This is a genomic window from Streptosporangium sp. NPDC050284, assembly GCF_044459525.1.
Classification (GTDB): Bacteria; Actinomycetota; Actinomycetes; order Streptosporangiales; family Streptosporangiaceae; genus Streptosporangium.
The window spans coordinates 251,780-277,022 of record NZ_JBITIZ010000012.1 but is presented as its reverse complement, the minus strand read 5'-3'; the positions used below and the strand labels follow the sequence as shown (position 1 = coordinate 277,022).

Genomic DNA, 25,243 nt, shown 5'->3' with positions numbered 1-25,243 from the left:
CCGAACGGGACTGGCCAGCGTCCTGCCGATCCGCGCCAACTGCCGGTAGATCGGCTCCCCGCGAAACTCCGCCATCACCGTCAGACCATGTACTGATCGTGGCGCAGGTAGACATCCGTCCACTCCTCGTCGCTGAGCCGACGCCCGCTGCTCGCGATCTCCGCGAGTTCCTCAAAATACGCCTCGCGCGGCGCGCCCGGGGCGAAGAGCAGGAGCATCGAGGCCGGTTCGCCGGACTCGTTGCGGAAGCTGTGCACCCCGCCCTCGGGGACGTACAGGAAGTCTCCCGCCGTCGCGTCGGTCCAGGACCTCCCGTCGAACAGCCGCACCGTCCCCGACAGCACGAAGAAGGACTCGGAGATCGTCCGATGGAAGTGAGCCGCCGGGCCTGAGGGTTTCGGCCCCATGTCCCAGCGATACAGGCCGAACTGCCCGTTCGTCGAGGCACCGGTGCCCAGATAGCGCACCGTCGTGCCACCGATCACCAGATCCGGCCCCGCGCTCGCCGGCCTGAACACCCCGCTGCTCTCGCCCGCCTCGTCCAGGTAACGAGCTTCCGGATACGACATCGCACTCCCCGTCCTGTGAGCAAATATTCTAAAAAACTATAGAACATGGGGATAAAGGAACGAAAGGTGTCACACGAGGCGGGGAGAACCGATGCGAACGGTCCCGCCGACTCCGGTCGGCGGATCATCCGGCGCGACGTCCACGACGGACGGTGGGCGGGTCAGCGGAGAAACAGGTTCAGCACGACCGTGAGAAGGATCGAGAGCAGTACGGAGACGAGGATCATGGTCAGGCAGCCGGCCCAGCCGCCCAGGATCCTGACCTCGGTGTTTCCGATGCGCATGTCAACGCGCTACCCGGTGACGACCTCGGAAAACCGGCCCCCGACGCGGGGCCGTCCGAGGAACGCGCCTCCCGCGTGTCATGCCGACCGGCTCGCCGACACGGATCTGTGCCGTCGCCGACACGCGGCTCCTCCAGTGTGCGTGGGGTGAAGACACCACCGGGAAGAACCTCATGACCCTCGCCTTCGAGACGCGAGGACTCGTCAAACGCTTCGGAAAGACGACCGCGCTCGCCGGGGTCGACCTGGCCGCCCCGCAGGGCACGGTCCTCGGCGTACTCGGGCCGAACGGCGCGGGAAAGACCACCGCCGTGCGCGTACTGGCCACCCTGCTCAGACCCGACGAGGGACACGCCACGGTCGGCGGGCTCGACGTCGTACGGCACGCCGCCAGGGTGCGCCGCCTGATCGGCCTGACCGGGCAGTACGCGTCGGTCGACGACGACCTCACCGGCATGGAGAACCTCGTGCTGATCGGGGAACTGCTTGACCTGCGCCGCGGGGAGGCCAAGGCGAGGGCCGCGGAGCTGCTGAAGGACTTCGGGCTCGCCGAGGCGGGGGGCCGGGCGGCCAAGACGTACTCGGGGGGCATGCGGCGCCGCCTCGACCTCGCCGCCGGTCTCGTCGGCCGTCCCTCCGTTGTCTATCTCGACGAGCCGACGACCGGTCTGGACCCGGCCAAACGGGACGACATGTGGAGCGTCATCCGCTCGCTGGCCGACGACGGGGTCACCGTGCTGCTCACCACGCAGTATCTGGAGGAGGCCGACGCCCTCGCCGACAACATCTCGGTCATCGACCACGGACGGGTCATCGCGAATGGCACCCCGGCCGAACTCAAGCACGTCGTGGGCGGGCAGACGATCCTCGTCAGGCCCGCGGACCCGGCCCGGCTGGCGGACGCCGCCGCGCTCGTCGGCGCGGTGGTCGGCCGCACCCCGGAGTCGCCGGGCCGGGGCGTGATCACCGTTCCGGTCGAGAGCGACACCGCGTTCACCGAGGTCGTACGGCGGCTCGACCAGGAGCGGATCTCGGTCACCGAGCTCAGCCTCCGGCTGCCCAGCCTGGACGAGGTCTTCTTCACGCTCACCGGACGTCACGCCGAGGAGGAGGAGAACGCGGCATGACCCTAACCGTGGAACGCGCGCAGGCAGCGACCCCCCTCAGAAAGCGGCCTTTCGGGCTGGTACGACACAGCCTCGCGCTCGGCAGGAGGAGCCTGACCAAGACACTGCGCACCCCCGAGCAACTACTCGACGTGACGCTGCAGCCGATCGTCTTCGTGCTGATCTACGTCTATCTGCTCGGCGGGGCGGTGGCCGGCTCCACCCACGACTACCTGCAGTTCCTGCTTCCCGCCATCCTGGTGCAGACGGTGATGTTCGCCGGGATGGCCACCGGGGTGAACCTCAACACCGACATCGAAAAAGGGGTCTTCGACCGGTTCCGCAGCCTGCCGATCGGCCGGTCCGCACCGCTGATCGGCTCGGTGCTCGGCGACCTGATGCGCTATCTGGTGGCCGTCGTCTCCCTGCTCGGCTGCGGCCTCCTGCTGGGGTTCCGGGTTCAGACCGACCCGCTCTCCGCGCTCGCCGCGTGCCTGCTCACCGTCTTCTTCGCGTTCAGCCTGAGCTGGGCGTTCGTCCTGATCGGGATGCTCATGCGCAGCCCGGGCGGGGTGCAGGGGACGGCCTTCCTGGTGCTGTTCCCGCTCACCTTCGGCACGAGCATGATCGCACCGAAGGAGACCCTTCCCGGCTGGCTGCAGACCTGGGTGGAGATCAACCCGGTCGCGCACGCGATGGACGCCTCGCGCGCCCTGATGCTGGGCGGGTCGGCGACGGGCCCGGTGATGTGGACGCTGCTGTCCTCGGTGCTCTTCCTCGCGGTGTTCGCGCCGCTCGCGGTCCGCGCCTACCGGCGCCGTACCTGATCGAGCGCGGCGGCACGGTCGAGGGCCATGCCCCGCGCGTGGGCGGCGTCGTAGGCGGCGTCGCCCAGCTCGTCCCTGAGCCGCCGGATCAGCCCGGCGATCTCCAGGTTGAACCGGTCGGGGGCGCCGCGGAGCCGCTCGGCGACGCCGAGGGTCTCCGCGGCCCCCGCCAGGTCGCCCTCGTGGGCGCGCAGGGCCGCCGCGGCGACGCCGACGTGGGCCAGGACCGGCATGTCCTTCCCCTCGACCGCCCAGTCGGTCGCCTCGGTGACCCACCGTTCCGCGGCCACCAGGTCACCGCGGTCCACCGCCAGATGCGCCATCGCCCGCAGGATCAACGCGCGGAACTGCGGGGCGACGAACCCGATCTCCTCGATGCCGGTCGCCGCCGCCTCGTAGTGCCGCTCCGCCCCGTCCAGGTCGCCCGCACGACGGTCGAGGTCCCCCAGCGCGAGATGGGCGAACGCGACGTTCCGCTGTGACCACCGCCGCTCGCCGGGCCGCGTCATGGCCAGAAGTTCGGCGCGCGCCCTGTCCACGTCGCCCTGCTGCGCCCGCGCACCGGCGAGCGTGATCCGCTGGTGCACGGCGTGGTCGTCGGGGTTGAGCTCCCCCAGCAACCGGATCGCCTCCTCCATCGTCTCGACGGCCTCGTCGAAGTCGCCGAAGACCAGGTGTGCCTCCGCCAGCGAGCTCAGCACCTGGGCGAGCCCCCAGCGGTCCCCCAGGCCGCGGAACCCGGCGGCGGCGGCGAGCAGGTCGCGGCGCCTTCCCACCTGGTCCCCCTCGTTCTCCAGGAGCGCCGACCTGATCATGAAGAGCATCGCGCGGGTCCACGGGTGGGGGTGCGACATCTGTCGCTCGACGGCGGCCACGCCCCGGACGACGTCGTCGGTGAAGATCGCGAGGATGGGTTCGATCAGGGCGAGGAACGGATCCTCTGTGTCGGGAGCAACGGCCCCGGCCAGCGCCCCGAACCGCTCGACGACGTCCTCCACACCCTCGTGCTCACCGGAGAGCATCCTGTTGATCAGGTGGAAGGCGGTCGCGACCGACCGGCGCTCCGAGGAGACCTCACCGGGAACGTCGAGGGCGAGACGGAGCCGGACCACGGCCTCGGCGTGGTTCTCGCGCATCATCCAGAAGGTGCTCAGCGCGGCGGCCAGCCGTACCGCCGTGTCCGCGTCGCCCGCGTCGGCGGCGAAGTGCAGGGCGGCGAGCAGGTTGTCGTGCTCGGTCTCCAGCACGGCGAGCCAGACCAGCTGCCGCTCCTCACGCAGAAAGGGTTCGGCCGTCTCGGCGAGGTCCAGGAAGTACGCCGCGTGCGCGGCCCGCACCCGGGCGATCTCCCCGTTCTCCGCGAGCCGCTCCAGCCCGTACTCCCGGATCGTCTCCAGCATGCGGTAGCGCGGCTGCGGCGCCTCGACCACCTGCAGCAGCGACCTGTCCACCAGCGCGCCGAGCAGGTCCAGGGCCGTGCCCGGCTCCGCGCACACCCGCTCGGCCGCCTCCACCGAGATCCCGCCGGGAAACACCGCGAGCCGCTCGGCGAACCGGCGCTCGTCACCGAGCAGGTCCCAGCTCCAGTCGACGACCGCGCGCAACGTCCGATGACGGGGCAGGGCGGTACGGCTGCCGCCGGTCAGCAGCCGGAACCTGTCGCCGAGCCGCTCGGCCACCTGCGGCGCGGTCAGGGAACGCATCCGCGCGGCGGCCAGCTCGATCGCGAGAGGCAACCCGTCCAGCCGCCGGCAGATCTCCACCACGGCCGCGACGTTCTCCTCGGTGACCGCGAACCCTGGTCGTACGGCGGCGGCCCGCTCGGCGAGCAGCCGCACCGCCGGGCTGGTCACGGCCTGCCGCACCGAGGCGTCCGGCTCGGGCAGCGCGAGCGGGGCGACCGGGCACAGTACCTCGCCGAGTATCCCGAGGGGTTCCCTGCTGGTGGCGAGGACCCGCAGCCCGGGGCAGCGCCCCAGGAGGTCTTCCGCCAGGTGGGCCACGGCCTCGACCAGGTGCTCGCAGTTGTCCAGCACGATCAGGGTCTCGGCGCGCGAGAGCGCCTCGACCAGGCGGCTCGTCGTGCCCCTGGGCGCTCCCTGGGGATCGAGCACCCGGGTGCCGAGCGCGCCGAACACCGCCTGGGGCACGTCGGCCGTGTCGGTCACCGCCGCGAGTTCCACCAGCCAGGCCCCACCGGGCCACCGCTCGGCGAGCTCTCCGGCGACGGTGGTCGCGAGCCGGGTCTTGCCCGCCCCGCCGGGACCGACCAGCGTGACCAGCCGCCCCTCCGCCAGCGACGCGCCGACCCGCCGCACCTCGGCCGTACGCCCGACGAAGCTGGTCAGCGCGGTCCGCAGGTTGCCCTTCTGCGGGCGGGCGGGCTCCGCCCGGCCCTCCTGGAGCAGCGCGAGGTGAATCTCCCGCAGCTCGGGCCCCGGGTCGGCCCCCAGCTCCTCCGCCAGACGGAGCCGGATCCTCTCGTAGCCGGCCAGTGCCTCGGCCTGACGCCCCTGGGCGTGCAGCGCCCGCAGCAGCAGTCCCTGCAGCCGCTCTCTCAGCGGGTGACGGGTCGCCGCCTCGGAGAGCTCGGCCACCAGGTGAGCGTGCCGCCCGGACGCCAGGTCCGCCTCGGCCCGGTCCTCGATCGCGGCCAGCCGCGCCTCCTCCAGCCCAGCCGCGTACGCCGTGGCGAAGGAGGCTCCGGCCGCGTCCGCCAGCGCGGGCCCTCGCCAGAGCGCGAGCGCCTCACCGAGCAGGGATCCGGCGGCCTGCGCGTCCCCGCCGTTCAGTGCGCGCCTCCCCGCCCGCGCCAGCCGCTCGAACCGGTGCGCGTCGACGGCGTCGGGGGGCAGTTCGAGCCGGTAACCGCCGCGATCCGACCGCAGCACCGAGGCGTCCGGCAGGCTGCGGCGCAGCCTGGCGACGAGCGACCGTACCGCGTTGGCGCGGTCGGCGGGCTGTTCCTGGGGCCAGAGCGCGTCCGACAGCTCGTCGGCGGTGACGACCCGTCCCGCTCCCAGCGCCAGCCGGATCAGGAGCACGCGGAGCCGGACACCTCCGATCTCGACGCTCTCACCGGCAGCCGCCACCTCCAGCGGACCCAGGATGCCCACGCGCATGGAGCCAACTGTGCCACGCCCCGGGACGCCACGGCTCCTGCGTTTCCACGGCGCCGCGCACGCTCGCCGACCCGCCCCTTACTCTCCGTACCGTCGAGATTCCGATCTGTCAGCGATAATGGCACGATCGACGGCGCGGAGCCGCGAGCCCGGCCCTTTCGGGGTGGGGAGGCCGACGGCAACGGGAGTGGGGGGTTCACGGTGCGGACGCATTTCGATCCGGAGGAGACCGAGGAGTTCGAGTCGGCCAAGGACCTGCTGGTCCGTCGCTGCCTCGCCTGGGCGGACGAGCGCGGCACGCGGGCCGACGAGGCGATGCTCGCGGCTGTCCTGGACGCGCGCCACCGCAGCCGTGACGGGCGGCTCGCCTACTGGGACACGCGACAGGTGCGGCGTTTCCTCCTGGAATGGATCCCCCGGCACCTCGCGGCCGAGCGCGAGACCCTCGCCGCCGCGCCGGAGAACCTGCTCACCCTCCTGCGCTACCTCACCGCGTCCGGCCTGCGCGACCCCCGGGGCGCCTCCCTCGCCGAGCTGGAGGCGGCCGTGGCCGAGGCCGAGGCGGAGTTTCCCGCGGCGCTCGCCGACCCGGCCCGGCAGGGCATCGGGAGGCTCTGGGCGCAGACCGCCCTCGACAACGGCTTCGTCCTCGACGACGAAAAGGAGATGGCCCGCTTCCAGCGCGATGTCAGCAGCGGCCGGATACAGTTCGACGCCGACGTGATCGAAGCGCTTCTCCAGGCCGAGTTCGGCGGCGCGGGACCCGACGACGATCGGGCCTTCTCCCAGTGTCCCATCGCCCTCCCTCCCGCCGCCGAGCTCGCCGCCGACGCCGCGAGGAGCGAGATCGTACGGCAGCTGACCGCCCTGACCGGCTGGGTGGGGAAGGAGGGGCGCCCTCTCACCAAGACCGGAGACCTACGGGCAGCCGACGTCCGAGAGCTGGCGGAGCTGCTGGGCACCGGGGAACGGGATCAGCGGGCGCACGACTCCGCGCAGACGCCCCGGGTGAGCCTCCTGCTGGCGTGGGCGAAGAAAGCGCGCCTGGTACGAGTGCGCAAGGATCGCCTGGTCCCGGTGGCCAAGGCCGCCCCGCTCCTGCGTGACCCGGAGGCGCTGTGGCTGCGCGCGTTCGAGGCGGTCTTCGAGCTGGGCACCGCGATCTGCGCACCCAACTCCGGGGAGTCCGGCTTCTCGATGCTCGTCACGGCGTTCGACGAGCTGCTGCCCGACGTGCTGAACACCATGTACAGCCTGCCGGCCCCGATCCCCGTCGCCCGGCTGCAGGAGACCGTATGGCTCGCCTGCCAGGAATACTTCCTGCTCGACTTCGCGGAGAACGGCTCTCGTCAGGAGGTCTGGCGCCGTCGGGTCGACGAGGATCTCCTCGGGGTGTTCGACGTCCTTTCCCGCCTCGGCGCCGTCGAGACGAGCCACGGCGTGCCCGACGAGCTGTACTCCAGCGACCTGCGTCCCGGCTTCGTCGAGGGGATCGGCGAGCTCACCGAGGAGGACCTGCCGTTGCCGCCCGAGGCGTGCGCCCGGCTCCTGACGCGCCTCGCGGAGCCCGGCCCGCTGGTATGGCTGACGCCCCTGGGCACCCGAGCCGTCCGCGAGCGGCTGCTCGCCGACGGCCGGGACGCTCCCCTCATCGGGGAGCTGGTGGACGTCGAGGCGGGCGAGCTGCTGGGGGTGATCGCCCAGCACTACACCCAGGAGACGGCGCTCGCCGAGCTCGAAGGCTGGCTGGCGGCGCACGGAGGTGACGTCGAGCCGCTTCTGGACGCCATCCGCGCCTGCCCCTTCCGCACCCGCGCCTCCGCCATGCTCTCCGTCCTGGCGGAGTCGCTCCCTGAGGGCCGGTCGATACGGGCGAGCCTCCGGCACGACCCGGCGCTGGGCCCCCTCGTCCTCACCGCCCTCCTGGAGACAGGAGAGCTGGGCCCCGAGGATCTCACCGCCCGCGAGCACTCGCTGCTCCTCGCCGAGGGGATGGTCATCCTGCTGGAGCTGGGCGGCCCCGAGGCCGTCGTGGAGCAGCTCCGCGAGTCGGCGGGCAGGGACGCGCCGGAGTTCGTCGCGGAGGTGCTGGATTCCGGGCACCCCGCGCGGGAGGCGCTGGAGGAGCTGCGCGTGCTGGTGTACGAGCCGATGCTGGCCAGGAGCGCCCGGCTGCGGCTCGTGCCCAGCCCGGCGCCCGGTTCACGGGGCCGCCCCAACGGCCGCGGCGGGAAACGCCGCCACTGACTCCCCGCCCCGCCTGCACCACCACGGTCACCGGCACCAGGAACGGGACGCTCGTTGTCCGCTCCGGCGTCACCCGCCTGAACGACGCCCGGATCAACGGCGGGGTGACCGTCTTGGCGGGCACGTCCCTGGTGGTGACCGGCGGCACGATCAACGGAGCGGTCAGCGTCCCGCCTCCGTGTTCTCAGAGACCGTCCCGACCGCACGACCGGACACCGTCCACGGTCACCCCAGGCACCCGGGGCACTCCCGATGTCTCGCTCACCTTCACCGCAGCACGAGCGTGCCGTCCGGTTCGAGGCCGACGCGTGACCCGAAGTTCCGGCTGACCCGGTCGAGAACCCCCCGCAGCCATTCGGAGTCCTCCTCCGAGGCGTGCTGGAGCCGCATCCGGCGGGCCCGCAGGGGCACCATCCGCAGACCGGTCAGGTGGCCCGAACCGGGCTCCACCGACGCGAAGTACAGCAGCCGCAGATCGTCCCGGTACTCCTCGTAGCCGGCGATGCCCTCGTAGTCGTCGACGAGGTCACCGCAGCCGTACAGGATGAGCCGATCCCGGTAGACCTCGACAGGCCGGGGATGGTGCGAGGAGTGCCCGTGCACCACGTCGACCCCGCCGTCGACCAGCCGGTGCGCGAAGCGTGTCTGCTCCCGAGGGACGTGGTAGCCCCAGTTGGAACCCCAGTGGATGGAGACCACCACGACGTCACCGGGACGCTTGACCCGCCGTACCCGGTCGGCCAGCTCGGCCGCGGCGGCCTCCGACAGCTCGGGCACGAAATCGACCCCGGCCCGGTCCGGCGCCGCCGCCCATTCCGGCGGGACACCACTGGACTCCGTCCCGCAGGCGAAGACCAGGACCCGCCCTCCCCCCTCCGCGGGGACGACCGCCGGTCGCCTCGCCTCGCCCACCTCCCGGCCGGCCCCCACCGACCGCAGCCCCGCCCCGGCGAGGACGTCGAGCGTCTCCTCCAGCCCCCGTCGGCCGAAGTCCATGACGTGGTTGTTCGCCAGCACGCAGGCATCGGGCCGGGCGACCGCCAGGCAGGGAAGGTTGGCCGGACTCATCCGGTAGTTCACGGCCTTCCCCGCCGCGAAGTCGTCGCTCCGGGTGACGCTCGTCTCCAGGTTCACCACCCGGACCTCCGGCGCGACCTCCGCCAGCACCCGCAGGGCATCCCCCCACGGCCAGGAGAAGCCGACCGGCCAGGGAATCCGGCCGTTCGCCGCCTCCGCGAGATCAACGTAGGTCATGGCGTCCTGGACATACTCCTCCCGCAGCGTCGGGTCACCCGGATGAGGAAGGATCTGATCGACGCCGCGGCCGAGCATGACGTCCCCACCGAGGAACAACGTCACCGGATCGGTACGCACACCTCCAGGCTAGGCGGCCCTCGCCCGCCGGTCACGGACGTACCGCCGACTCGCACACCGTTCCGGCGGAAAAGGACGGCCGGGACGTGCCAAGCCCCGCACCCGGCTCACGGGGCCGCCCCAGCGGCCGCGGCGGGAAACGCGGACACCGACAAAAGCCCGTATGCGGATCACGTCACCGCCGGACCCAGCGGAAGCGTGTACTCGATCGAACGACGTTCGATCCCGAACCCGGCGCGGGTGTAGATGCCGAAGGCCCCGGTCGGATTGTCGGCGTCCACCCCCAGCCCGGCCTTGTCGTACCCCTGCGCGCGGAAGGCGTGCAGCGCGTGCGCGAGCAGCGCACTCGCCACCCCCCGGCCCCGCCACTCGCGCAGGGTGCCGATGATCTGAATCCACGCCTCGCGGACCCCGGTCGCCTCGGTGTCGGCCTCGAAATAATGGGTGAGCAGCACACCCACGCTCTCCCCCGCCGCGTCCAGCGCGACGAAGGAGCTCTCCGGCCGGAACACCTTCACCCCGACCAGGGTGTTCCGCCAGGACTCCGCCGTGTGCTGGACACTCCCCCAGTGGTCGACGAACGAGCGGTTGCGCACCTGGAGGACCGCGTCCTCCAGGTCATCCCGGTAGGTGACGATCCGGAGCCCGTCCGGCGGCGAGACCTCCGGTAGCTCGGCCCCCAGGTCGCGGACCATCCCGTAGAACCACCGGGCCGGCTCCATCCCCGCCTTGGAGGCCAGCGCCCGCAGGCCCTCGTTGCGGCTGTCCACCTCGACATGGAGTTCGAGCGGCTGCCCGGGGAACCGCCGCTCGTGCAGCACCGGCGTGTTGCCGATCGCCCACTCCAGCAGGTGCCTGCCCAGCCCCCGGCGCCGATACTCCGGACGCACCCCGCCCCACATGCTCATCCGATGCACCGGCTGAGCCGTGGCCCGGCTCATGGTCATCCCGTACGCGACCAGCCGGCCGGACTCCCACGCCGCCAGCGTGCCCTCGACGGGATCGAGCAGCGGGTTGGCGAGCTCCTCGGCGAGGTCGTCCGCATCGACCCTCCCCCCGACCTGATCGACCTCGTCGATCGCCGCCAGCAACTCCGCCCACGCCTCAAGGTCGTCTTTGGTCAGCGGAACCCACTCGAAGGTCATGGCTACCGAGCGTAGAAGCAGGCCACTTTCTCCGGCCACCCGTTTTCCCGCCGCCTCCCCGCGGCCGAGTGGCACCCTCCCGTGCTCGGGATTCTCCGTACTCCGGGTGGATCGAGCATGGAGAACCTCCGCCCAGACGCCCGCGGTGACCCGTCTTCGAGCAACCGCGCCCACGGACAGCCGTCACCGGGGCCCGGCCGTATTCGAGCCGCCTCCGGGTAGGGTGCCGCTGTGGATCTGGACGTCATCCGGCGCGGCCTCGACGCGCTCCGCGAGTACGACACGGACCTCGACCTCTTCGGTGCCCGCGAGCACCGTTACCAGCTCAAGCCTCCGCTCGACCAGGCCACGCTGGAGTCTGTCGAGACGCGGATCGGGGTGCGCTTTCCCGCCGACTACCGCACGTTTCTGACCCGGCTCGGCAACGGCGGCGCCGGCCCGTACTACGGGGTGCACGGGGTGCGGCCGGACGACTCCTGGACGCGGCTCGGCCCGTTCCCTTTCACGGAGGAGTGGGAGCCGCCCACGGACGACGAGGGCTACGACGACGCCATGGAAGCCGCCTTCGAGGGACTGCTGCCGATCTCCGAGCACGGCTGCGGCTACCGCTCCCACCTCGTCGTCAACGGCCTCGCAGCGGGCCAGGTCTGGGGCGACTGGACATGCGTCGGCGAGGCGCTCGCCCCGCAGGCCGAGTCGTTCGGCGCGTGGTACCACGACTGGCTGGAGGCTTCGCTGCGCGAGGTGCTGAACGAGCGGATCGCGGCCACCGTGCGCGACGAAACCGGCTGGAGCGTGGACCGGCGGTTGCTCAGCCTTCTCCCGCCGCCGCTCGCCGACGGTGACGAGCGGCCGGAGGTGAAGGTCCCGCGACTGGTCCGCCGCGCCTACCTCGCCCTGTACGAACGCCGCGACGGCGACGCCCGCGACCTCCTCGCCCAGGCCCGCGCGGCCGGTGCCGAAGGAGACCACGAAGCGGTGCGCCTCGCACTCGCCGAGGCCGTACTCCTGCGCGAGGAAGGCAGGATCACCGACGCCCTGACCACCGTGGAACACGCGATCCCGCGAAACGGCTGGTCGTACGACAGGTCGTGGCTGCACCGCCTGCGCGTTGAGCTGCTTCTGACACAGAATCGGCTGGGCGACGCGCACACGGCGACCGAGGAGCACATCGCGCGCTGCCCCAACGACGACTTCGGCTACGTACGCCGCGCCCTCCTTCGGGTACTGGCCGGTGACCCCTCGGCCGCCGAGGAGGTCCTGCACGCCGACGCCCCGCTCGGGACAGGAGTCCGGTCGGCGGGCCACCCGCGTCCCGCCGACCGCACCCCCGTCGCCCTACGGCTCCGCGCCCGGCGCCTGGCCTGGGAGTGCCGCCGCTGGGGACACGCCACCGCCGCACCCCGCTTCGACGCGATCGTCATCGGCTGACGGACTTCGACGACAGTCCCCGGCCGTGCGATCCGTGATGTCGTCTTCGGCGAGTCACCCTCCCCCTTCGAGGTAGATCCGCCCGATGAAAGCCCCCCGTTCGGCCCGCTTGACATCCGCGATCTTCTCGATGTCCGCCCACTCGTGCCCGTGCAACGCGGCGATGGCCCGTAGCACTTCGAGCACGTCGGCGATCTCCTCCGCCACCCCGGCTGCCGGTGCCTCGCGCAGCTCCGCCGCCTCCTCGAACAGCTTCTCCAGCAGGGCCGCCCGGTAGTCCGCCTCACCGAGCACGGTCACCACCGGTTCTCTGCCGTGTGCGCGAATGATCTCCGGAATCCTGTCCCGCACAAGTTTCCCCACCTCAGAGCACCCCTTCGCGTACGTACGACTCCCTTCGGAAAGCCCAGAGACTACCCGGCCTTCTCTGTCGTGCGCACCCGCCCACCCGAGCTGTGAAAATAGTCTGCATTTCGGCAAATACACACCAAGGGTGACGGTGCATGGATTTATCCCATTGGGAACAGAGCCCACGCTCCTCATGGCGCATGGCCGTGCTGATAGGGGCGAACAGTCGCACCTACAAATTCGCCCTCGGCGCCGCCCTCCTGGACGCTGCCGCCGAAGGCCGACCGGAGATTCTGCTCCGGGATCTGGCGGCGCCGTACGCGATGGGATTGGTACGGCATCTCGGCCAGGCACCACAGGCATCCCAGAAGGACGAACGAGGAGGGAAGGATTTCCTCTCGGTAGCCGAACGAGAGGCAGCGGAGTCGCTCAGGCTCGGGAGTCCCACCGATGAACTTCTGGCTGCGGCCATGCCGTCCATGACCGGGATGGTGATGCAGAAGTTCCACAACCTGCGCGGCGAAGGAGCCGAGGTGCCGCACCGCTTCTACGAGGTGACGGGCCGCTCCCACGAACAGATCGTCCGGCTGAGCAAGGAGCTCCGCGACATCGCCCGGTCGGAGCAGGCCCCAACCTTGCGAGGTGAACTGTCAGCCCGCTGGAACATCGTGGAGACGTCCTTCGCCGCTGGGATCGGCCGCAGCCTGATCGATGAAGGTGTCGCCGTGGACATGACCACCCTGCAGATCACCGACAGGCAGCGCCGCCGATCGGTCACCGGCGTCACCGACGCGGTCATCGGCTTCCAGCACGGTCTCTGCATGATCTGCGCGGAACTCATCACTACGGACATCGACGCCGTCGCCGTCGACCACGTGTTCCCTTACTCGTTCATGAGGCTTCTCCGCCCCAGAGGCAGAGGCACGGCACCAGACCTGGACGCGGTCTGGAACCTGGCCCCCACGCACGCATGGTGTAACGGCCAAAAGAGCAACCGGCCGCCCACTCCAGCGGAAATGGTCAGGCTGGCGCAGCGAAACGAAGCCATCATGCAGTCACCGCACCCACTCAGAAAAACCCTTAAGTTGACCTTGGAGCACAACGGATACAAAGGAGCCAAACCAGGCCAATGGTTCACGTTCATCCAACACGTACGTGACCTCCTTTGAATCGCTCCGTCTCGCCGGCAGCCCCTTTTCTGGAGGCAACCCGGTTCTGGACAGCTTCCTGCTGTGAGAGCTGGAGTAGATCCCTGACGCAGGGGATAGCGTTCGTTTCATGACCGAGAGTCGAACGGTTGTACCGCCCGCTGATCGCCCCGGGTCTCCCTTCACCCTTGAGAGCACCAGGATCACGCTTCTGCGGGCATGCGCACGAGTCGGGCTCGATCCATCGAACGCCCGGCTGATCCGACTCGGAGAGAACACGGTCTACCGCCTGGCCTCGCCCGTAATCGCACGCATCGGCCGAACGACGACGTACGCGGATGACGCCCGAAAGAAAGTCGCGGTAGCCGACTGGCTGGCCACCGAAGGTTTTCCCTCCGTCCGCGCGCTCCCCCTCGATCAGCCTCTCATCGTGAACGGGCGCGTTGTCACGTTCTGGGAGTCGATCTCCGAGATCGAGGACCATGCCTCGCCCGCTGAGCTGGGCACCCTGCTCGCCAGGCTCCACACGATGAAGGCACCGGCGGGACTTCGGCTCCCTTCGCTGGAACCCTTCGCGCGGGTGGAGCAACGGATCGCGGGCAACGACTGGTTCAGCCCTCAGGACTCCTCGTTCCTCCGCGAGCGACTGGTCCAACTCCGTGAGGAGTACGCGGCGCTGAGCTTCGAGCTTCCCCAGGGCGTGATCCACGGGGACTCGAGCGTGGGCAACGTCATCCGCGACCGTACCGGCCGCCCGGTGCTGCTCGACCTGGACGGCTTCGCACTGGGGCCTCGCGAGTGGGATCTCGTCCTCACCGCGGTCTACTACGACCGCTTCGGCTGGCACACCGCCCAGGAGTACGACGCCTATACCCAGGCTTACAGCTTCGACGTGATGCGCTGGCCCGGCTACCGGGTCCTGGGCGACATTCGGGAGTTCCTCATGGTCACCTGGCTCAGCCAGAAGGCAGATCAGGACGAACAGGCCGCCGCAGAGGTGCGCAAGCGGATCCGGACGTTGAGGACCGGTGCCGACCGAAGAGATTGGCAGCCCTGTTGAGCCGTCGTCATCTGCTGGCACAGAGAGAAATCCGCCGCCCGTCTCGTCCAAGTGGGGCTGGAAAGTTCAGGGACGTCGGAGTTCGCCGCGTTCGATGCCGCCGGTGAAGGCGTCGTACTCGGCGTCGGTGAACAGGTGTGGGGCCTTCTCCGGGTTCTTGGAGTCGCGCAGGGCCACGATGCCTCCATCCAAGAAGGCGATCTGGACGCAGTTGGTGCCGCCACTGCTGAGGCTGCTGGTCTGCCAGCGGGCGTTACGAAGCTGAGTCTCGATCCAGGCGGCGTCAAGGCTGTTCTTGTTCACGAGAGGTCCTTAGCAATCATGGTGAGCAGCGGTAGCGATGCCTTCGGTGACAGGGCATCGGACTTCAGCAGGTCGCTGGCAGTGCGGTAGAGCTCGACGGTCTCGGGCTCGTTCAGATGCAGGGAGGCGCGCAGGGACTCGACACACACGAGGTCGCGGCCTGCGGGAAAGGACATCAGCATGAAGGGGCCGTCCATTCCCGCGTGCGCTCCGGCGGAGAACGGCAGGACCTGGACGGTGACGGCAGGGTTGGTACGGGCGAGGTGGATCAGGTGCTCGATCTGGGCTCGCATGCAAGATCGCCCGCCGACTTCCTGCCGCAGCAGCCCTTCAGGGAGGACTGTCCAGATCTTCAGCGGGGGTCGGCGCTCCAGCATGGTGCGCTGATGTTCCAGCCGTAGCGCTACGAAGTGGTCGATGTCTTCGGAGGTTTTCCAGACCCTGCTGCCTTCGGTCACCGCGCGGGCGTATTCCGGGGTCTGGAGCAGGCCGTGGACGGCGAGAGGGTTGAAGACGAACAGACCGCTGGCGCTCTCCACCTGGGAGAGGTAGTCGCCAAGCGGGTCGTCGACCACGCCTCCGTAGCGCTGCCACCAGTCGGCTTCGCCGGCCCGGCGTACGAGGTCGCGGAGTTCTTCCCGCAGGGCGAGGTCGGTGATGCCGAAGACCTCGAAGAAGTGGGGAAGCTGCTGGATCTTGAGCCCCTGCAGTCCGTTCTCGATCTTACTGACCGTTGAGAGGGACTGGTAGCCGAGGTGGCCGGCCGCTTCCTCCTGGGTCCAGCCGAGGGCTTCACGGATGCGTCTGAGTTCCGCACCCAGGCGCCGACGTCGCGGGGTGGGTTCGACGGGCATGGCCACCTCCTTCCTCGTGGGGAGCGTAGTGCTCGAAACAGCTTGAGGAAACGCCATCCTCCTCAGAGGAAAGACTTTCTTCTGAGAATGACTTGCCTGGAGGGAGCTTCCGCTGCATCATCAATGCGTGACAGCTTTGAGTGTTCATGCAGTCACAGAAAGACATGACCGCTGGCTCTCTCCGCATGCCTTCGTGGAGATATCCCTTATGCGCCACCGGTCCTGGAAGCACCGTCGATCTCAGGCTTTCCCACCGGGGCGAAACCAAGCGAACCCGCCGAGCACCTGTCGGCCTGCCCCCAGTCTCCCCCGTTAGGAGCAACGATGCTCATCGAGCGCGTTCCGGACCCCGGCGAGTACGGCAGACCTCACAACCGCTTCCGGATGACCGCCTGGTGCCTGCCTCTTGGCAACGCCGCCCGCCGTGCCCGGGAGCTGTTCCGCGACCAGCTGGCCAAGCTGCTCCCGGACCTCGACGTGCTCGACGACCTGGAGATCGTCGTCTCCGAACTCGTCACCAACGCCACCCGTTACGCCCCCGCCCCCTACGAACTACGCCTCCTGCACGACCACAACCTGCCCGTCCGCGCCGAAGTCGTCGACGCCGGAGCAGGAACCACCCTCATCGACCACCTCCTACGCCGCCCACCGGCCGTCCCCGAACACCTCGACGACCTCGAACCCGGCGGCCGAGGCCTACGCATCGTCACCGAACTCACCCACGGCCACTGCGGCACCCAATGGACCCGGCTGTGCGGCACCGGCCAACTCGGCACCGCCGTCTGGTTCGACCTCCCCACCCGACCCCACCAACCCTGACTTCCAGACCTCCGGGCAGCCAGGATCGTCCCCCGATCCCCCTGACCCCGGAGCCGGCCCACGCCCACCACTCCCCCCTGCCGAGCGTGGGCCGTACCCAGAGGCCGGCGTCCACGGACCCGATCCCACCCCCGTCCGGGACGCCGGCCTTTCCACTCCCACCACGACGGAAAGCACCGGTTCTCATGGTCGTACCAGCAAACGACCCCGTCCGCTCCCGAGGCCGCCGCCGCCGCGGAGCGGACCCCGTATCCCACCTCCTCGATCCGGGACCTGCGGCGAGTAGGGACAATGCCACCGACCTGGCCCACGACCTGGAAGCTCGTCATCCCGGATGGGTCATCCTCTGGCGCCGCTGGGCCCGCCGTTACTGGGCCTTCCCGACCTGGCTCCCCAATGCCCCCGGCCCCATCGAAGCCAGAAACGTCCAGGACCTACTGGCCCAGATGAATGACGTGCACGACCAAGGGAGCAAAGACCCCAGATAGAAAAGGCCGAAGGGACGGCACAACACTTTCCCGGGAGCACTGACGCCGACGTGGAAGCAGCCCCTCTCAGACCGATAAGTTGCGGAGTGTTGCGCTATTTCGCGGAAGACAACTCCTGGGCAACTGACGTGATGATGTGGCGCGCGGCCTTCCCATGGACGGCGACGCTCGCGAGGTGACCGAACATGCGCAAGTACAACTTGACCTCGGAAGGGCGAGTCACTTCGATGTTCGCGGTCGGTGTCTCCAGGCACACCAGTTCGTCATCGAAGATCCAGAAGCCGGTGGAGGACACACAGGGCCACTCGATCATCATGGGGATGATGCCGAGCGAGACCGTTGGCAACGACATGACGGTGAGCAGGCGGTCGAGTTGTCCGGCCTGCACTTCGGCCGTACCGAACCACGTCCGCAGGGACTGCTCCTCGATGAGCACGCTGAAGTGCTTGCCCGCCTGGTAGATGATCCGCTGACGCTCCATGCGGGCGGTCACGGAGGCTTCCAGGTCGTTCGGGGTTTCGAGAAACGAGATCCAGAACGAGAGCATCGCGGCTGCGTAGTCGGCCGTCTGAAACAGGCCGGGGATCACGTTGTGCTCATAGATCCGAAACAGCGAAGTCTGCTCGTACAGGGGAACATGCACCTGCATCAGGCGCTTCATCCCGGCATGCGTCTGACGCCGGAACTCCTGGTACATGGACTGGATCGACCGAAGGGTGGCGATCAGATCCGGGGTCTGGTCCTCGGTGTCGCAGATTCGACACCAGATCCGGAGCTCTTCCTCAGTGGGGGTCTTGCCGCCGTGCTCCAAGCGACTGACCTTGGTGTAGTGCCAGCCCGCTTCGGCCGCCAGGGCACGGCCGGTGAGGTTGGCGCTCGTACGAATCTCACGAAGGCGCCGCCCGAGAGCTTCGGCGGCCTGCCGGGCGGGGCTAAGTTGGCGTGTACTCACTGTGGGGGATCGCGAATTTCCAGACGGTCTCAAAAGCGCTCTTGCATAGTGCTATGTGGCCCGGATCGGTAGACGCCACCTTCGCTTCTCCCAGGCCGTTGCCAGCGTAGTGGAGGAACACCGTCAGGCGGTCGTCGAACAGGTAGAAGTCGTTGCCCGGTAGGGGGACCGACGAGACCAGACGTCGAGGAACCCAGCGGATGTCCTCGCCGGCTTCGACCATCGGATGAGCAATGCTGTACGACCAGCGCTGATAGTCACTTAAGGGCTCCGAGACGATACGTGCCCTTCGTATCGTCTTGCCGGTTTTCGCGTGTTCGCGCAGTGTGGAGCACCAGCCCTGCAGCCACTCCAGGTCATCGGGTTCTCCAGCCGCCCACTTGGCCATGTAGGGCAACTCCACCGCAGTGCCGTAGGCATCCCGCATCTCCAGGTGGACAGCGCTGTGCTCGAAGCCGACCAACAGCTCCTCGAACGCGTCGTCAGAGATATTCATGAGCCTGCCGGCGCGAAGAACTGAAGCATTCGATCGGGGATCTCACAGGCGACCTCCCCCTCGGGGATGTCCATCTGGGCGAGGGTTTCCGGGTCGGTGACAACCCAGCCCTGGACCACCCAGCTACCACGGTCGGTTCGGTAGACGGTTGGCGATCCGGTCGGGTTACTCTCGGGATCTTTACCTACGAACGTTAGACGCATGATCGGCTCCCCCACTCTCATAGTGCGGAATGTTGCGGACCTCTGAGGCGGTCGTGGCTCCCTCACGCAACATCTTCAACCTTCGTGGACCGGCTTGTCAGCCGATCCCTAACGTCGGAGCGAAACGATCCCATCACACGGAGGTGTGCTCATGGCACCCGACCTGTACGGAAGAACGGACCTGTCCACCGCAGAGTTCACCCGCATCCCTTGCGGCGGGTCGAACGACGACGACGGCGAGGGAGAGGCGTGCCCGGAGATGGCCGTCGTCGGTGACGGTGTCTTCGCCCTGCGCGACAGCAAGAACCCCGGAGCGGGGACTCTCTTGTTCGACGGTGCCGAGTTGGCTGCTTTGCGCGACGGAATCGGCAGCCTGATCTAGCACCACCACAATACGGCCTTGCCTGTGGTGCCACAGGCAAGGCCGTTAGTTGTATAGGGAGAGGACCAGTGCATCATTTTCACGGATATACATGGACAGGCCAGGCAGCGCCATACTTAAACGGCGAAGGCATCCGCAGACCGTTTCATCCGGAATTTCGATCTTCCCCCCTTCCGCCGATGAGATTGTGCGACTGGCTACTCAAACCGCGCAACCGCATCGTCATCTCGTTCGACCAGGCCAACGACGCCGCGACCTGGCTCGTTGACCAGTACGACATCGCTTGCCCCTCGTTCCATCTCCCCGATCAAGAGGCGAAGATCGGCCGAGCGCACCGACATCTGGGAGCGACGGAGGTACTCCCCGGTGGCACCGATATCCAGTGGGGATTCCATCTCAAAGGGGAGCGCTTTGTTTCGATAGGGGTTATCTGCTGCCCGAACAAGCACGCCCCCGACTACAAATGTCCGGCAGGTCAGTAGTAACTGACATTGGCGGGATCAACACGGGTTTAGCTTCCCGCCGCAGCCCGTGTCACGGAGACTATAGGCAAAGAAGAAACGGGCCAGGCCGCGCTCACCCGACTCGACGAGGTCCAGTCGATCCGCGCACTCACCTACCTACGCCGCCTGCGCCCAGCCTTCGCCCGTCGCAGCCGCTCCCCGGCAGTCGCTTCACTCCTCCCCCGCCTCGAAACCGCACTGGCCCAGACATGATTGCCACCCGTTTCCTCATCCGCCCCCATCCTTACGACCACCCGGACGCCACCCGCCTGGTCCGCGCCCTCTTCGACGACCAGCAGGAGCGCTACGGCTACGCCGACCCCTTCGAAGCCGACCCCGCCTCCTACACCCCACCCCACGGCCTGTTCCTGGTCGGCTACCTCAACACCGTCCCGGTAACCTGCGGCGGCTACCGCACCTTCGACGAACACACCCGCACCATCGAGATCAAGAAGATGTACACCGTCCCACGCCTACGCGGCCTGGGCCTGGGCGAACGCATCCTGACCACCCTCGAAAACCACGCCGCACAGAGTGGGGCACAGCGCTCCATCCTGGAAACCGGCGTACGCAACACCGCAGCTCTCGCCCTCTACACCGGCATCGGCTACCAACCCGCCGCCCGCTACGTCAACGGCCGCGACCCGGCCATCAACCGGGCGTTCATCAAGGAACTCGCCAGTTCCACCCCCTCGGCCCAGCTTCCAGCGCGTTAAACGGTCGGCTGTTCCTTCATCCACTGCTGTGCAGGTCGGCCACTGGCGGGCGACACATTGCGTGACCTGCGTCTCCTGTCCGAGGCAACCAAGTCCTGCCAGTGACTCACAACTGATCCACAAGGTCGGCTGAGGATCATGGTTCGTGTCCGACGACAAAGGAGATTCACATGAACAAAAAGCGCACAGCCGCAATGATCATGGCCGCGTTCTTCGCAATCGGTGCCGCGCAGCTCATCGGCGCCGGTCCCGCAGCAGCTGCGACCCTTGACCACGGGAGTGTTTGGTCGATTTATCCCGACCTCGACCCCATCGACTGCGACACCCACCCGCACCACTGTCGCTGATCCGGCCGCTGGGGCTGTTTCATAGATTGATCTTCGTGTGACCTGCGGCTGAGATCCTCATCGTGCGGGTCGCGGGGATCTGACAGATGAGCAGTGGGCGGCGCTGAGGCCGCTGCTACCGGGTACGGTCGGGCGGGAACGTCCGACCGTATGCCGAAGTGGCGACTCATCAATAGCGTGCGCTGGAGGATACGGACGGGTGCGCCGTAGCGGGACATGCCCGATGAGTACGGTCCATGGCAGACGGTCCACGGGTTGTTCCGACGTTGGCGGTGTGCGGGCACCCGGGCGGCGATTCTCACAGCGTTGCAGGCTAGGACTACAGACGGTCCACGTCCACAGAGACGGTGTCCTTCGCCTCCGAATAGGTCTGGAAGAGAAGGGCCTCGGCTCAGCTCTGCTTGGCGATGTTCTGCCGGTGGTAGTCGAGGTGATCCTGGCTGATCTCGTGGTTCTGGACGACTCGGAGACGGCCGAGCGAGGCGCCGGACACCGTGTCCTTCGCCGTAAGGTCCGCCTGGATGGTGATCATCCCTCGGTCCAGCAGGACGTGGTGGTTGGGGCAGAGGCAGAGCAGGTTGCCGGGCTCGTCGGGGCCGTTGTGCGGCTTTCCGAGCGGGCGGATATGGGCACCCTCGGCGTAGAAGCCCCGGTGGAGGGCGAGCCGGTCGCCGCAGATCTGGCAGTGGAAGTCGTGCGCGCCCTTGATCTGCTCGGAGAGCAGGGAGTCGCGGATGATGCGCTCCACGATCATCTCGCGGCGGCTGGCCGGAGAGGACACCGCGTCGAGTCCGACCCGCGCGAGAAGCCTGTTGTGGTCGACGCCGTGGAAGTACGCGCTGAGCAGCCTCACGACGATCTGGGCACGAACGTCCTCCCGGTCGGTGACGATCTCGTACGCCCATGGCAGCAGGCCGCTGTCCGGCTCGTGCTCTTTCATCCACTGCTGCGCGTGCCGACCACTGGCAGCCGGTATGTCGGCGTGGCCCGGCAGGTCCCAGAGACCGTGGTGGTGAAGCCACAGCACGGGGAACTCCGGGTTGGGCCGGTCCTCTTCGAGACCGAACTCCTCGATGAGCCGCCCGAGTTCGCGGTAGGTGCTCTCCCACCGCCGCAGGCGTGGCTTGCCCTGGGCCGCGCGGCCGATCGCCCAGAGCAGGGTCAACGGCTGATGCCGTTTCCGCGCACCGGTCGCGGGAGAAACGGAGGGTTTGAGCGAGTCGACCTTCTGTAAGAGGTCTTCGACGGAGGGCACTTCGGCAGTCTGCCCCGGTTTCGTCACCTCAAAGCCCAGGCCGCCGAGCACCTTGGCAACGGTTGCGTTCCCACCGGAGAACTCCCCGGGATGCAGGGGCGTACCGCTGACTCCCCGGTACGCGACTCCGGCGATCGCCTTGGAGTCGTACCGCTTGCCGTCATACACGAGGAAGTAACCGAGGGCGGGCCGGTAGCCGTACTCCTTGAGAAAGGCGTCGCGGCCCAGCTTGTCGAATTCGTCGATGGCGTCGAGCACCATCTCCCGTCGAAGTTCGGAAAGCGCCACCCCACAAGCCTATGCGGACGTCGTCGGAACCGCTGCTGATTTCAGGCGAAACCGGACTTAAGGTCAGCCGCAGCGTTGACCGAAATCCTCTGCATCGACAGCGGTGACTTCCTGAAATTGACCGCACACCATGGGCGACAGAGTTCAGGCTTTACTTGTGACGGCTGAAGCAAAGGGCATGGATCACGGCGAGCGGACCCGTGCCAGGCGTACGGGACCGGTACGCATCTCCAGCAGGAACCAGGTGACCCTGCCTGCGGCGGTCCTGCGCACGCTCGGCCTTCATCCGGGAGACCTGGTGGACATCGCCGAAGAGGGTGGGCACATCGTCATCCGGCGACACCGCAGCCGCCTCGACGGGGTGACCGGTGTCATCCCGGGCTTCACCGAGTCCATGGATGTCGAGGCGAGCCGCGCGAGCTGGAGGTGACGGGTGCCGACAGGGCGTAGCGAGCGGTTGATCAGCGATGGGCCGTTGCGATGAGGCGTCGTAGTGAGGCGTGGGCGGGTGGGCCCCAGGTGGGCTTGCCGCCTGGGCGGCCGTGGACGCCGGCGTCTCCGATGAGGATGCCCGCCAGGGCGCGGCCCACCGCCCATCCGCGGGCGCGGCGCAGAGTCGCGGCGTCCGGGGTCGGCCGGTAGGCGGCGTGGAAGCGGTCGACCGCTTCGTCCGGCAGCAGGATCCAGGCGGCGGCGAGGTCACAGGCCGGGTCGCCCGCGCAGAGGTCACCGAAGTCGATCACGCCGCAGATGGTGCCGTCCTCGGTGAGGATGTTGGCCGGATGCAGGTCACCGTGAAGCCATAGTGCCGGTCCGGCCCAGCCGGGTGCGGCGACGGCGTCTTCCCAGACCGCGCGGACGGCGTCCGGGTCGGGAATGAGCCCCAGCTCGGTGGCCGAGGCGAGCTGGGTGGAAACGCCCTCGGAGTGGTCGGCCAGCGGCCCTCCGCGGAACCGGCCGGCGGGCGCCTGTTCGGGGGCGGGTTGGTGAAGGGCGGTCAGGAAGGCGGCCAGGGCGGTGGCCGCCTCCGCGGCGCGTGCGACGGGAGCGCGGTCGGCCGGTGTGCCAGGCACCCAGGTGGTGACGATCCAGGGGCGCGGAAATCGTGCGGAGGGCTCGCCGAGGCGCTGCGGGACGGGAACCGGCAGCGGAAGGCGAGGGGCGAGAGCGGGCAGCCAGGTGTATTCCTTGCGCAGCAGCGCGTCCGCGGACCGCGTCGCCCAGGGCAACCGGACGGCAAGGTCGTCGCCGAGCCGCCAGAGCTGGTTGTCCCAGCCACGCGCGCCGAGCCGCACAGGGTGATCGGCCAGGTCGGGGTGCTGGTCGCGCAGCAGGTCCCGCACCAGTTCCGCGGTGATCTCGATCTCGGTGTGCGTCATGCGAGGCAACAGTAGCCGGACCCCGTTCGCAGGGTCAGGTCACTTCTGAGCTGCATGGAGGACAAGAAGAGCCGGTCAGAGGAACTCGAAGCTGTGTCTGCCCACATGCCCGTCCGGCAGCGAGCACGCGTCCTCGCTGATCGGCTCGGTGGCCAGACAGTTCGGAAGCACCTTGAGCTCCCCGTGGATGTCCTCGGTGCTCCAGGTCGCCCACCAGTCCGTGACCGACGAGCCCTGCGCCAGGGTGACGTGCCGGCCGCGATGTCCCGCCTCCAGAGAGCACCGCATGTAGGGCTCCACGATGAGTCCTGGGCACGGAAGGCTGGAGAGAAACTCCCCCTGGACCTGGGTCAACTCCACGATGGCCGTACAGAACGGCAAGGGCACCATGCGCTAACAGTAGGCACAGCTCAGCGGAGGTGTCCTCCCTTTTGGGCGATGACGCCGATGGCGTTGCCAAGACGGCCTTCACGCTGGTCATCGCCCGGACGGCGACTGATTGTCAGTGCTCTCTGGTTGGGTGAGCGGCACCGATACGAGAGGGGCGACAAGCGTGAAGACCGAGGAAGGTCTCTGGGGCCTGGTGGAGGCGGCCTGGGCGCCGCTGGGGGTGGAGGTCAATCAGGCGCGATGGGAGCTGACACATCGGACGCCTGCCCCCGATGAGGATCTTCACGGCAAGCCGCCGCTTGTCGTGGTCGAAGCCGCCCTGAAGGAGTTCCTGAGCAACCTCGGCTCTCTCAGCGAGGGGTTGTCGGCGGACGAGCTGACAGATCTCGATCGGGTGGTCGAGGCGAAGCTCTACGACATCGACCGCGCGGACATCCAGGCGGTCACCGACGGTTCCGATGACGGTTTCCTCTACGCGCGTGGCTTCATCGTCGCGATGGGCCGCGACTTCTACGCCGCGGTGGCCGAGGATCCGAAGAAGGCGGTGCTTGATGCCGACTGCGAGAGGATGTGTTACTTCTTCGCCCATCTGCACAACGAGCGCCATGGGACCTTCCCTGACACCGGATCGGGAATCTCCCGCGAGTCGTGTTCGAACCCGGCCGGCTGGCCTCGCTGACCGGGTTCGGCTCACTCCGCAGACCACTCCTTGCCAGGAGCCCTTTCGATCGCACTTCGGCCGGGTCCGATCAGGAGAGCCGCAGGTCGATCCAGGGGATGGTGTCTCCGGGCAGCAGGTATCGCTCGATCTCCACGAAGCCGTGTTCCAGCGCGAACCGCAGTCCGTCCTCGTTGGAGGACAGGACGACGGTCTCGATCACCTCGGCCCCCAGCTCACGGGCCCGATCGAGTCCACGCGCGTACAGTTCCTCGCCGAACCCCCGCCTGCGGTGAGCGGCGAGTACGCGGGCGATGACCGTGGCCGTCAGGGTCTCGCCCGTCGGCGGGCGCACCGTACTGCAGCCCACGAGCTCGTCATCGAGGTACGCGATCTCCAGATGGTGGCGCCGGGCGCGTTCCCGCACCTCCTCCAGGGAGAGAGGGTGGGTAGGAATGATCACGTTATGGACGTACTGCCAGCTCTTGAAGGCGGCGTCGCCGTCCGGCTGCTGAATGCGAAGATCGGACACCGCAGCAGGAGATCCCA

The 25,243-nt window shown here is 68.5% G+C and carries 28 protein-coding genes; 13 read left to right on the top strand and 15 right to left on the bottom strand.

Annotation, left to right across the window (positions count from 1 at the left end):
- Positions 1–80 precede the first annotated feature (80 nt).
- Both ACIBH4_RS27585 and ACIBH4_RS27580 read right to left on the bottom strand, forming a co-directional pair.
- A complete protein-coding gene (locus ACIBH4_RS27585) occupies positions 81–569 on the bottom strand; it encodes a cupin domain-containing protein (protein WP_399173080.1) in 489 nt (162 codons plus the stop codon).
- Between the two features lie 161 nt (positions 570–730).
- A complete protein-coding gene (locus tag ACIBH4_RS27580) occupies positions 731–853 on the bottom strand; it encodes a hypothetical protein (protein ID WP_350944302.1) in 123 nt (40 codons plus the stop codon).
- A gap of 173 nt (positions 854–1,026) precedes the next feature.
- Here ACIBH4_RS27580 and ACIBH4_RS27575 point away from each other — a divergent pair, with 173 nt between their 5' ends.
- The gene (locus tag ACIBH4_RS27575; protein WP_362768133.1) at positions 1,027–1,980 is read left to right on the top strand and encodes an ATP-binding cassette domain-containing protein; all 954 of its coding nucleotides are present in this window, start codon (positions 1,027–1,029) and stop codon (positions 1,978–1,980) included.
- The gene (locus tag ACIBH4_RS27570; RefSeq protein WP_362501745.1) at positions 1,977–2,786 is read left to right on the top strand and encodes an ABC transporter permease; all 810 of its coding nucleotides are present in this window, start codon (positions 1,977–1,979) and stop codon (positions 2,784–2,786) included. Before ACIBH4_RS27575 ends, ACIBH4_RS27570 begins: the two co-directional genes overlap by 4 nt.
- On the opposite strand, the gene ACIBH4_RS27565 is transcribed toward ACIBH4_RS27570, so the two are convergent.
- Positions 2,768–5,908, bottom strand: coding sequence for a BTAD domain-containing putative transcriptional regulator (locus ACIBH4_RS27565; RefSeq protein ID WP_362768136.1), 3,141 nt, complete (start codon positions 5,906–5,908; stop codon positions 2,768–2,770). The two genes, ACIBH4_RS27570 and ACIBH4_RS27565, sit on opposite strands and share 19 nt — an antisense overlap.
- A gap of 201 nt (positions 5,909–6,109) precedes the next feature.
- Here ACIBH4_RS27565 and ACIBH4_RS27560 point away from each other — a divergent pair, with 201 nt between their 5' ends.
- Entirely contained in the window at positions 6,110–8,155 is a 2,046-nt protein-coding gene (locus ACIBH4_RS27560) for a hypothetical protein (protein ID WP_362501741.1), read from the top strand.
- Between the two features lie 267 nt (positions 8,156–8,422).
- Here ACIBH4_RS27560 and ACIBH4_RS27555 read toward each other — a convergent pair whose 3' ends face one another.
- Entirely contained in the window at positions 8,423–9,529 is a 1,107-nt protein-coding gene (locus tag ACIBH4_RS27555; protein WP_362768138.1) for a CapA family protein, read from the bottom strand.
- A 170-nt stretch (positions 9,530–9,699) separates the two neighbouring features.
- Complete coding sequence (locus ACIBH4_RS27550) at positions 9,700–10,674, bottom strand: GNAT family N-acetyltransferase (protein WP_362501737.1); 975 nt, start codon at positions 10,672–10,674, stop codon at positions 9,700–9,702.
- Positions 10,675–10,905: 231 nt separating this feature from the next.
- Between ACIBH4_RS27550 and ACIBH4_RS27545 the strand changes: the two genes are divergently transcribed.
- Positions 10,906–12,105, top strand: coding sequence for an SMI1/KNR4 family protein (locus tag ACIBH4_RS27545; RefSeq protein ID WP_362768141.1), 1,200 nt, complete (start codon positions 10,906–10,908; stop codon positions 12,103–12,105).
- Positions 12,106–12,159: 54 nt separating this feature from the next.
- Here the strand turns inward: ACIBH4_RS27545 and ACIBH4_RS27540 are convergent, their stop codons facing one another.
- Positions 12,160–12,456, bottom strand: coding sequence for a nucleoside triphosphate pyrophosphohydrolase (locus tag ACIBH4_RS27540; protein ID WP_362768144.1), 297 nt, complete (start codon positions 12,454–12,456; stop codon positions 12,160–12,162).
- Between the two features lie 197 nt (positions 12,457–12,653).
- On the opposite strand from ACIBH4_RS27540, the gene ACIBH4_RS27535 reads away from it, so the two are divergent.
- Positions 12,654–13,622, top strand: coding sequence for a hypothetical protein (locus tag ACIBH4_RS27535; RefSeq protein ID WP_362768147.1), 969 nt, complete (start codon positions 12,654–12,656; stop codon positions 13,620–13,622).
- A gap of 109 nt (positions 13,623–13,731) precedes the next feature.
- Complete coding sequence (locus ACIBH4_RS27530; RefSeq protein ID WP_362768150.1) at positions 13,732–14,661, top strand: aminoglycoside phosphotransferase family protein; 930 nt, start codon at positions 13,732–13,734, stop codon at positions 14,659–14,661.
- Between the two features lie 66 nt (positions 14,662–14,727).
- Here the strand turns inward: ACIBH4_RS27530 and ACIBH4_RS27525 are convergent, their stop codons facing one another.
- Together ACIBH4_RS27525 and ACIBH4_RS27520 are read right to left on the bottom strand one after the other, a co-directional pair.
- A complete protein-coding gene (locus ACIBH4_RS27525; RefSeq protein ID WP_362768152.1) occupies positions 14,728–14,964 on the bottom strand; it encodes a DUF397 domain-containing protein in 237 nt (78 codons plus the stop codon).
- Positions 14,961–15,818, bottom strand: a complete 858-nt coding sequence (locus tag ACIBH4_RS27520) for a helix-turn-helix transcriptional regulator (protein ID WP_362768154.1) — start codon at positions 15,816–15,818, stop codon at positions 14,961–14,963. The genes ACIBH4_RS27525 and ACIBH4_RS27520 overlap by 4 nt, the downstream gene beginning before the upstream one ends.
- A gap of 324 nt (positions 15,819–16,142) precedes the next feature.
- Here ACIBH4_RS27520 and ACIBH4_RS27515 point away from each other — a divergent pair, with 324 nt between their 5' ends.
- A complete protein-coding gene (locus ACIBH4_RS27515; RefSeq protein WP_362768157.1) occupies positions 16,143–16,637 on the top strand; it encodes an ATP-binding protein in 495 nt (164 codons plus the stop codon).
- Positions 16,638–17,219: 582 nt separating this feature from the next.
- Here the strand turns inward: ACIBH4_RS27515 and ACIBH4_RS27510 are convergent.
- From ACIBH4_RS27510 to ACIBH4_RS27500, 3 genes are read right to left on the bottom strand one after another with little or no spacing between them, the layout of a single operon-like run.
- Complete coding sequence (locus ACIBH4_RS27510; protein WP_362768160.1) at positions 17,220–18,077, bottom strand: helix-turn-helix transcriptional regulator; 858 nt, start codon at positions 18,075–18,077, stop codon at positions 17,220–17,222.
- Positions 18,058–18,573: a DUF6879 family protein gene (locus tag ACIBH4_RS27505; protein WP_362501709.1), complete on the bottom strand. Its 516-nt coding sequence runs from the start codon at positions 18,571–18,573 to the stop codon at positions 18,058–18,060. The genes ACIBH4_RS27510 and ACIBH4_RS27505 overlap by 20 nt, the downstream gene beginning before the upstream one ends.
- The gene (locus ACIBH4_RS27500; RefSeq protein WP_362501707.1) at positions 18,570–18,776 is read right to left on the bottom strand and encodes a hypothetical protein; all 207 of its coding nucleotides are present in this window, start codon (positions 18,774–18,776) and stop codon (positions 18,570–18,572) included. Before ACIBH4_RS27500 ends, ACIBH4_RS27505 begins: the two co-directional genes overlap by 4 nt.
- A 151-nt stretch (positions 18,777–18,927) precedes the next feature.
- On the opposite strand from ACIBH4_RS27500, the gene ACIBH4_RS27495 reads away from it, so the two are divergent.
- The 4 genes from ACIBH4_RS27495 to ACIBH4_RS27480 all read left to right on the top strand — a co-directional run bounded on the left by ACIBH4_RS27495 (position 18,928) and on the right by ACIBH4_RS27480 (position 20,724).
- Complete coding sequence (locus ACIBH4_RS27495; RefSeq protein WP_362501705.1) at positions 18,928–19,158, top strand: DUF397 domain-containing protein; 231 nt, start codon at positions 18,928–18,930, stop codon at positions 19,156–19,158.
- Between the two features lie 68 nt (positions 19,159–19,226).
- A complete protein-coding gene (locus ACIBH4_RS27490) occupies positions 19,227–19,640 on the top strand; it encodes a hypothetical protein (protein ID WP_362501703.1) in 414 nt (137 codons plus the stop codon).
- Positions 19,641–19,870: 230 nt separating this feature from the next.
- Positions 19,871–20,377, top strand: coding sequence for a GNAT family N-acetyltransferase (locus ACIBH4_RS27485; protein WP_362768163.1), 507 nt, complete (start codon positions 19,871–19,873; stop codon positions 20,375–20,377).
- A 170-nt stretch (positions 20,378–20,547) separates the two neighbouring features.
- On the top strand, positions 20,548–20,724 hold the full coding sequence (locus ACIBH4_RS27480; RefSeq protein ID WP_362501699.1) for a hypothetical protein: 177 nt from the start codon (positions 20,548–20,550) through the stop codon (positions 20,722–20,724).
- Between the two features lie 391 nt (positions 20,725–21,115).
- On the opposite strand, the gene ACIBH4_RS27475 is transcribed toward ACIBH4_RS27480, so the two are convergent.
- Positions 21,116–22,267, bottom strand: coding sequence for an HNH endonuclease (locus ACIBH4_RS27475; RefSeq protein ID WP_362501691.1), 1,152 nt, complete (start codon positions 22,265–22,267; stop codon positions 21,116–21,118).
- A 157-nt stretch (positions 22,268–22,424) separates the two neighbouring features.
- On the opposite strand from ACIBH4_RS27475, the gene ACIBH4_RS27470 reads away from it, so the two are divergent.
- Complete coding sequence (locus ACIBH4_RS27470; protein ID WP_362501689.1) at positions 22,425–22,697, top strand: AbrB/MazE/SpoVT family DNA-binding domain-containing protein; 273 nt, start codon at positions 22,425–22,427, stop codon at positions 22,695–22,697.
- Between the two features lie 31 nt (positions 22,698–22,728).
- Here the strand turns inward: ACIBH4_RS27470 and ACIBH4_RS27465 are convergent, their stop codons facing one another.
- Positions 22,729–23,646, bottom strand: coding sequence for an aminoglycoside phosphotransferase family protein (locus ACIBH4_RS27465; RefSeq protein WP_362768166.1), 918 nt, complete (start codon positions 23,644–23,646; stop codon positions 22,729–22,731).
- A gap of 75 nt (positions 23,647–23,721) precedes the next feature.
- A complete protein-coding gene (locus ACIBH4_RS27460; RefSeq protein ID WP_362501685.1) occupies positions 23,722–24,036 on the bottom strand; it encodes a hypothetical protein in 315 nt (104 codons plus the stop codon).
- Between the two features lie 163 nt (positions 24,037–24,199).
- On the opposite strand from ACIBH4_RS27460, the gene ACIBH4_RS27455 reads away from it, so the two are divergent.
- Positions 24,200–24,715, top strand: coding sequence for a DUF4240 domain-containing protein (locus ACIBH4_RS27455; protein ID WP_362501683.1), 516 nt, complete (start codon positions 24,200–24,202; stop codon positions 24,713–24,715).
- A 70-nt stretch (positions 24,716–24,785) separates the two neighbouring features.
- Here ACIBH4_RS27455 and ACIBH4_RS27450 read toward each other — a convergent pair whose 3' ends face one another.
- Positions 24,786–25,226, bottom strand: a complete 441-nt coding sequence (locus ACIBH4_RS27450) for a GNAT family N-acetyltransferase (RefSeq protein WP_362501681.1) — start codon at positions 25,224–25,226, stop codon at positions 24,786–24,788.
- Positions 25,227–25,243: the final 17 nt, after the last annotated feature.

Coding starts and splice junctions, on each gene's coding strand:
- ACIBH4_RS27585 (WP_399173080.1), bottom strand. CDS start 569: ATGTCGTATCCGGAAGCTCGTTACCTGGACGAGGCGGGCGAGAGCAGC.
- ACIBH4_RS27580 (WP_350944302.1), bottom strand. CDS start 853: ATGCGCATCGGAAACACCGAGGTCAGGATCCTGGGCGGCTGGGCCGGC.
- ACIBH4_RS27575 (WP_362768133.1), top strand. CDS start 1,027: ATGACCCTCGCCTTCGAGACGCGAGGACTCGTCAAACGCTTCGGAAAG.
- ACIBH4_RS27570 (WP_362501745.1), top strand. CDS start 1,977: ATGACCCTAACCGTGGAACGCGCGCAGGCAGCGACCCCCCTCAGAAAG.
- ACIBH4_RS27565 (WP_362768136.1), bottom strand. CDS start 5,908: ATGCGCGTGGGCATCCTGGGTCCGCTGGAGGTGGCGGCTGCCGGTGAG.
- ACIBH4_RS27550 (WP_362501737.1), bottom strand. CDS start 10,674: ATGACCTTCGAGTGGGTTCCGCTGACCAAAGACGACCTTGAGGCGTGG.
- ACIBH4_RS27535 (WP_362768147.1), top strand. CDS start 12,654: ATGGCCGTGCTGATAGGGGCGAACAGTCGCACCTACAAATTCGCCCTC.
- ACIBH4_RS27530 (WP_362768150.1), top strand. CDS start 13,732: ATGACCGAGAGTCGAACGGTTGTACCGCCCGCTGATCGCCCCGGGTCT.
- ACIBH4_RS27520 (WP_362768154.1), bottom strand. CDS start 15,818: ATGCCCGTCGAACCCACCCCGCGACGTCGGCGCCTGGGTGCGGAACTC.
- ACIBH4_RS27515 (WP_362768157.1), top strand. CDS start 16,143: ATGCTCATCGAGCGCGTTCCGGACCCCGGCGAGTACGGCAGACCTCAC.
- ACIBH4_RS27505 (WP_362501709.1), bottom strand. CDS start 18,573: ATGAATATCTCTGACGACGCGTTCGAGGAGCTGTTGGTCGGCTTCGAG.
- ACIBH4_RS27500 (WP_362501707.1), bottom strand. CDS start 18,776: ATGCGTCTAACGTTCGTAGGTAAAGATCCCGAGAGTAACCCGACCGGA.
- ACIBH4_RS27495 (WP_362501705.1), top strand. CDS start 18,928: ATGGCACCCGACCTGTACGGAAGAACGGACCTGTCCACCGCAGAGTTC.
- ACIBH4_RS27485 (WP_362768163.1), top strand. CDS start 19,871: ATGATTGCCACCCGTTTCCTCATCCGCCCCCATCCTTACGACCACCCG.
- ACIBH4_RS27480 (WP_362501699.1), top strand. CDS start 20,548: ATGAACAAAAAGCGCACAGCCGCAATGATCATGGCCGCGTTCTTCGCA.
- ACIBH4_RS27465 (WP_362768166.1), bottom strand. CDS start 23,646: ATGACGCACACCGAGATCGAGATCACCGCGGAACTGGTGCGGGACCTG.
- ACIBH4_RS27460 (WP_362501685.1), bottom strand. CDS start 24,036: ATGGTGCCCTTGCCGTTCTGTACGGCCATCGTGGAGTTGACCCAGGTC.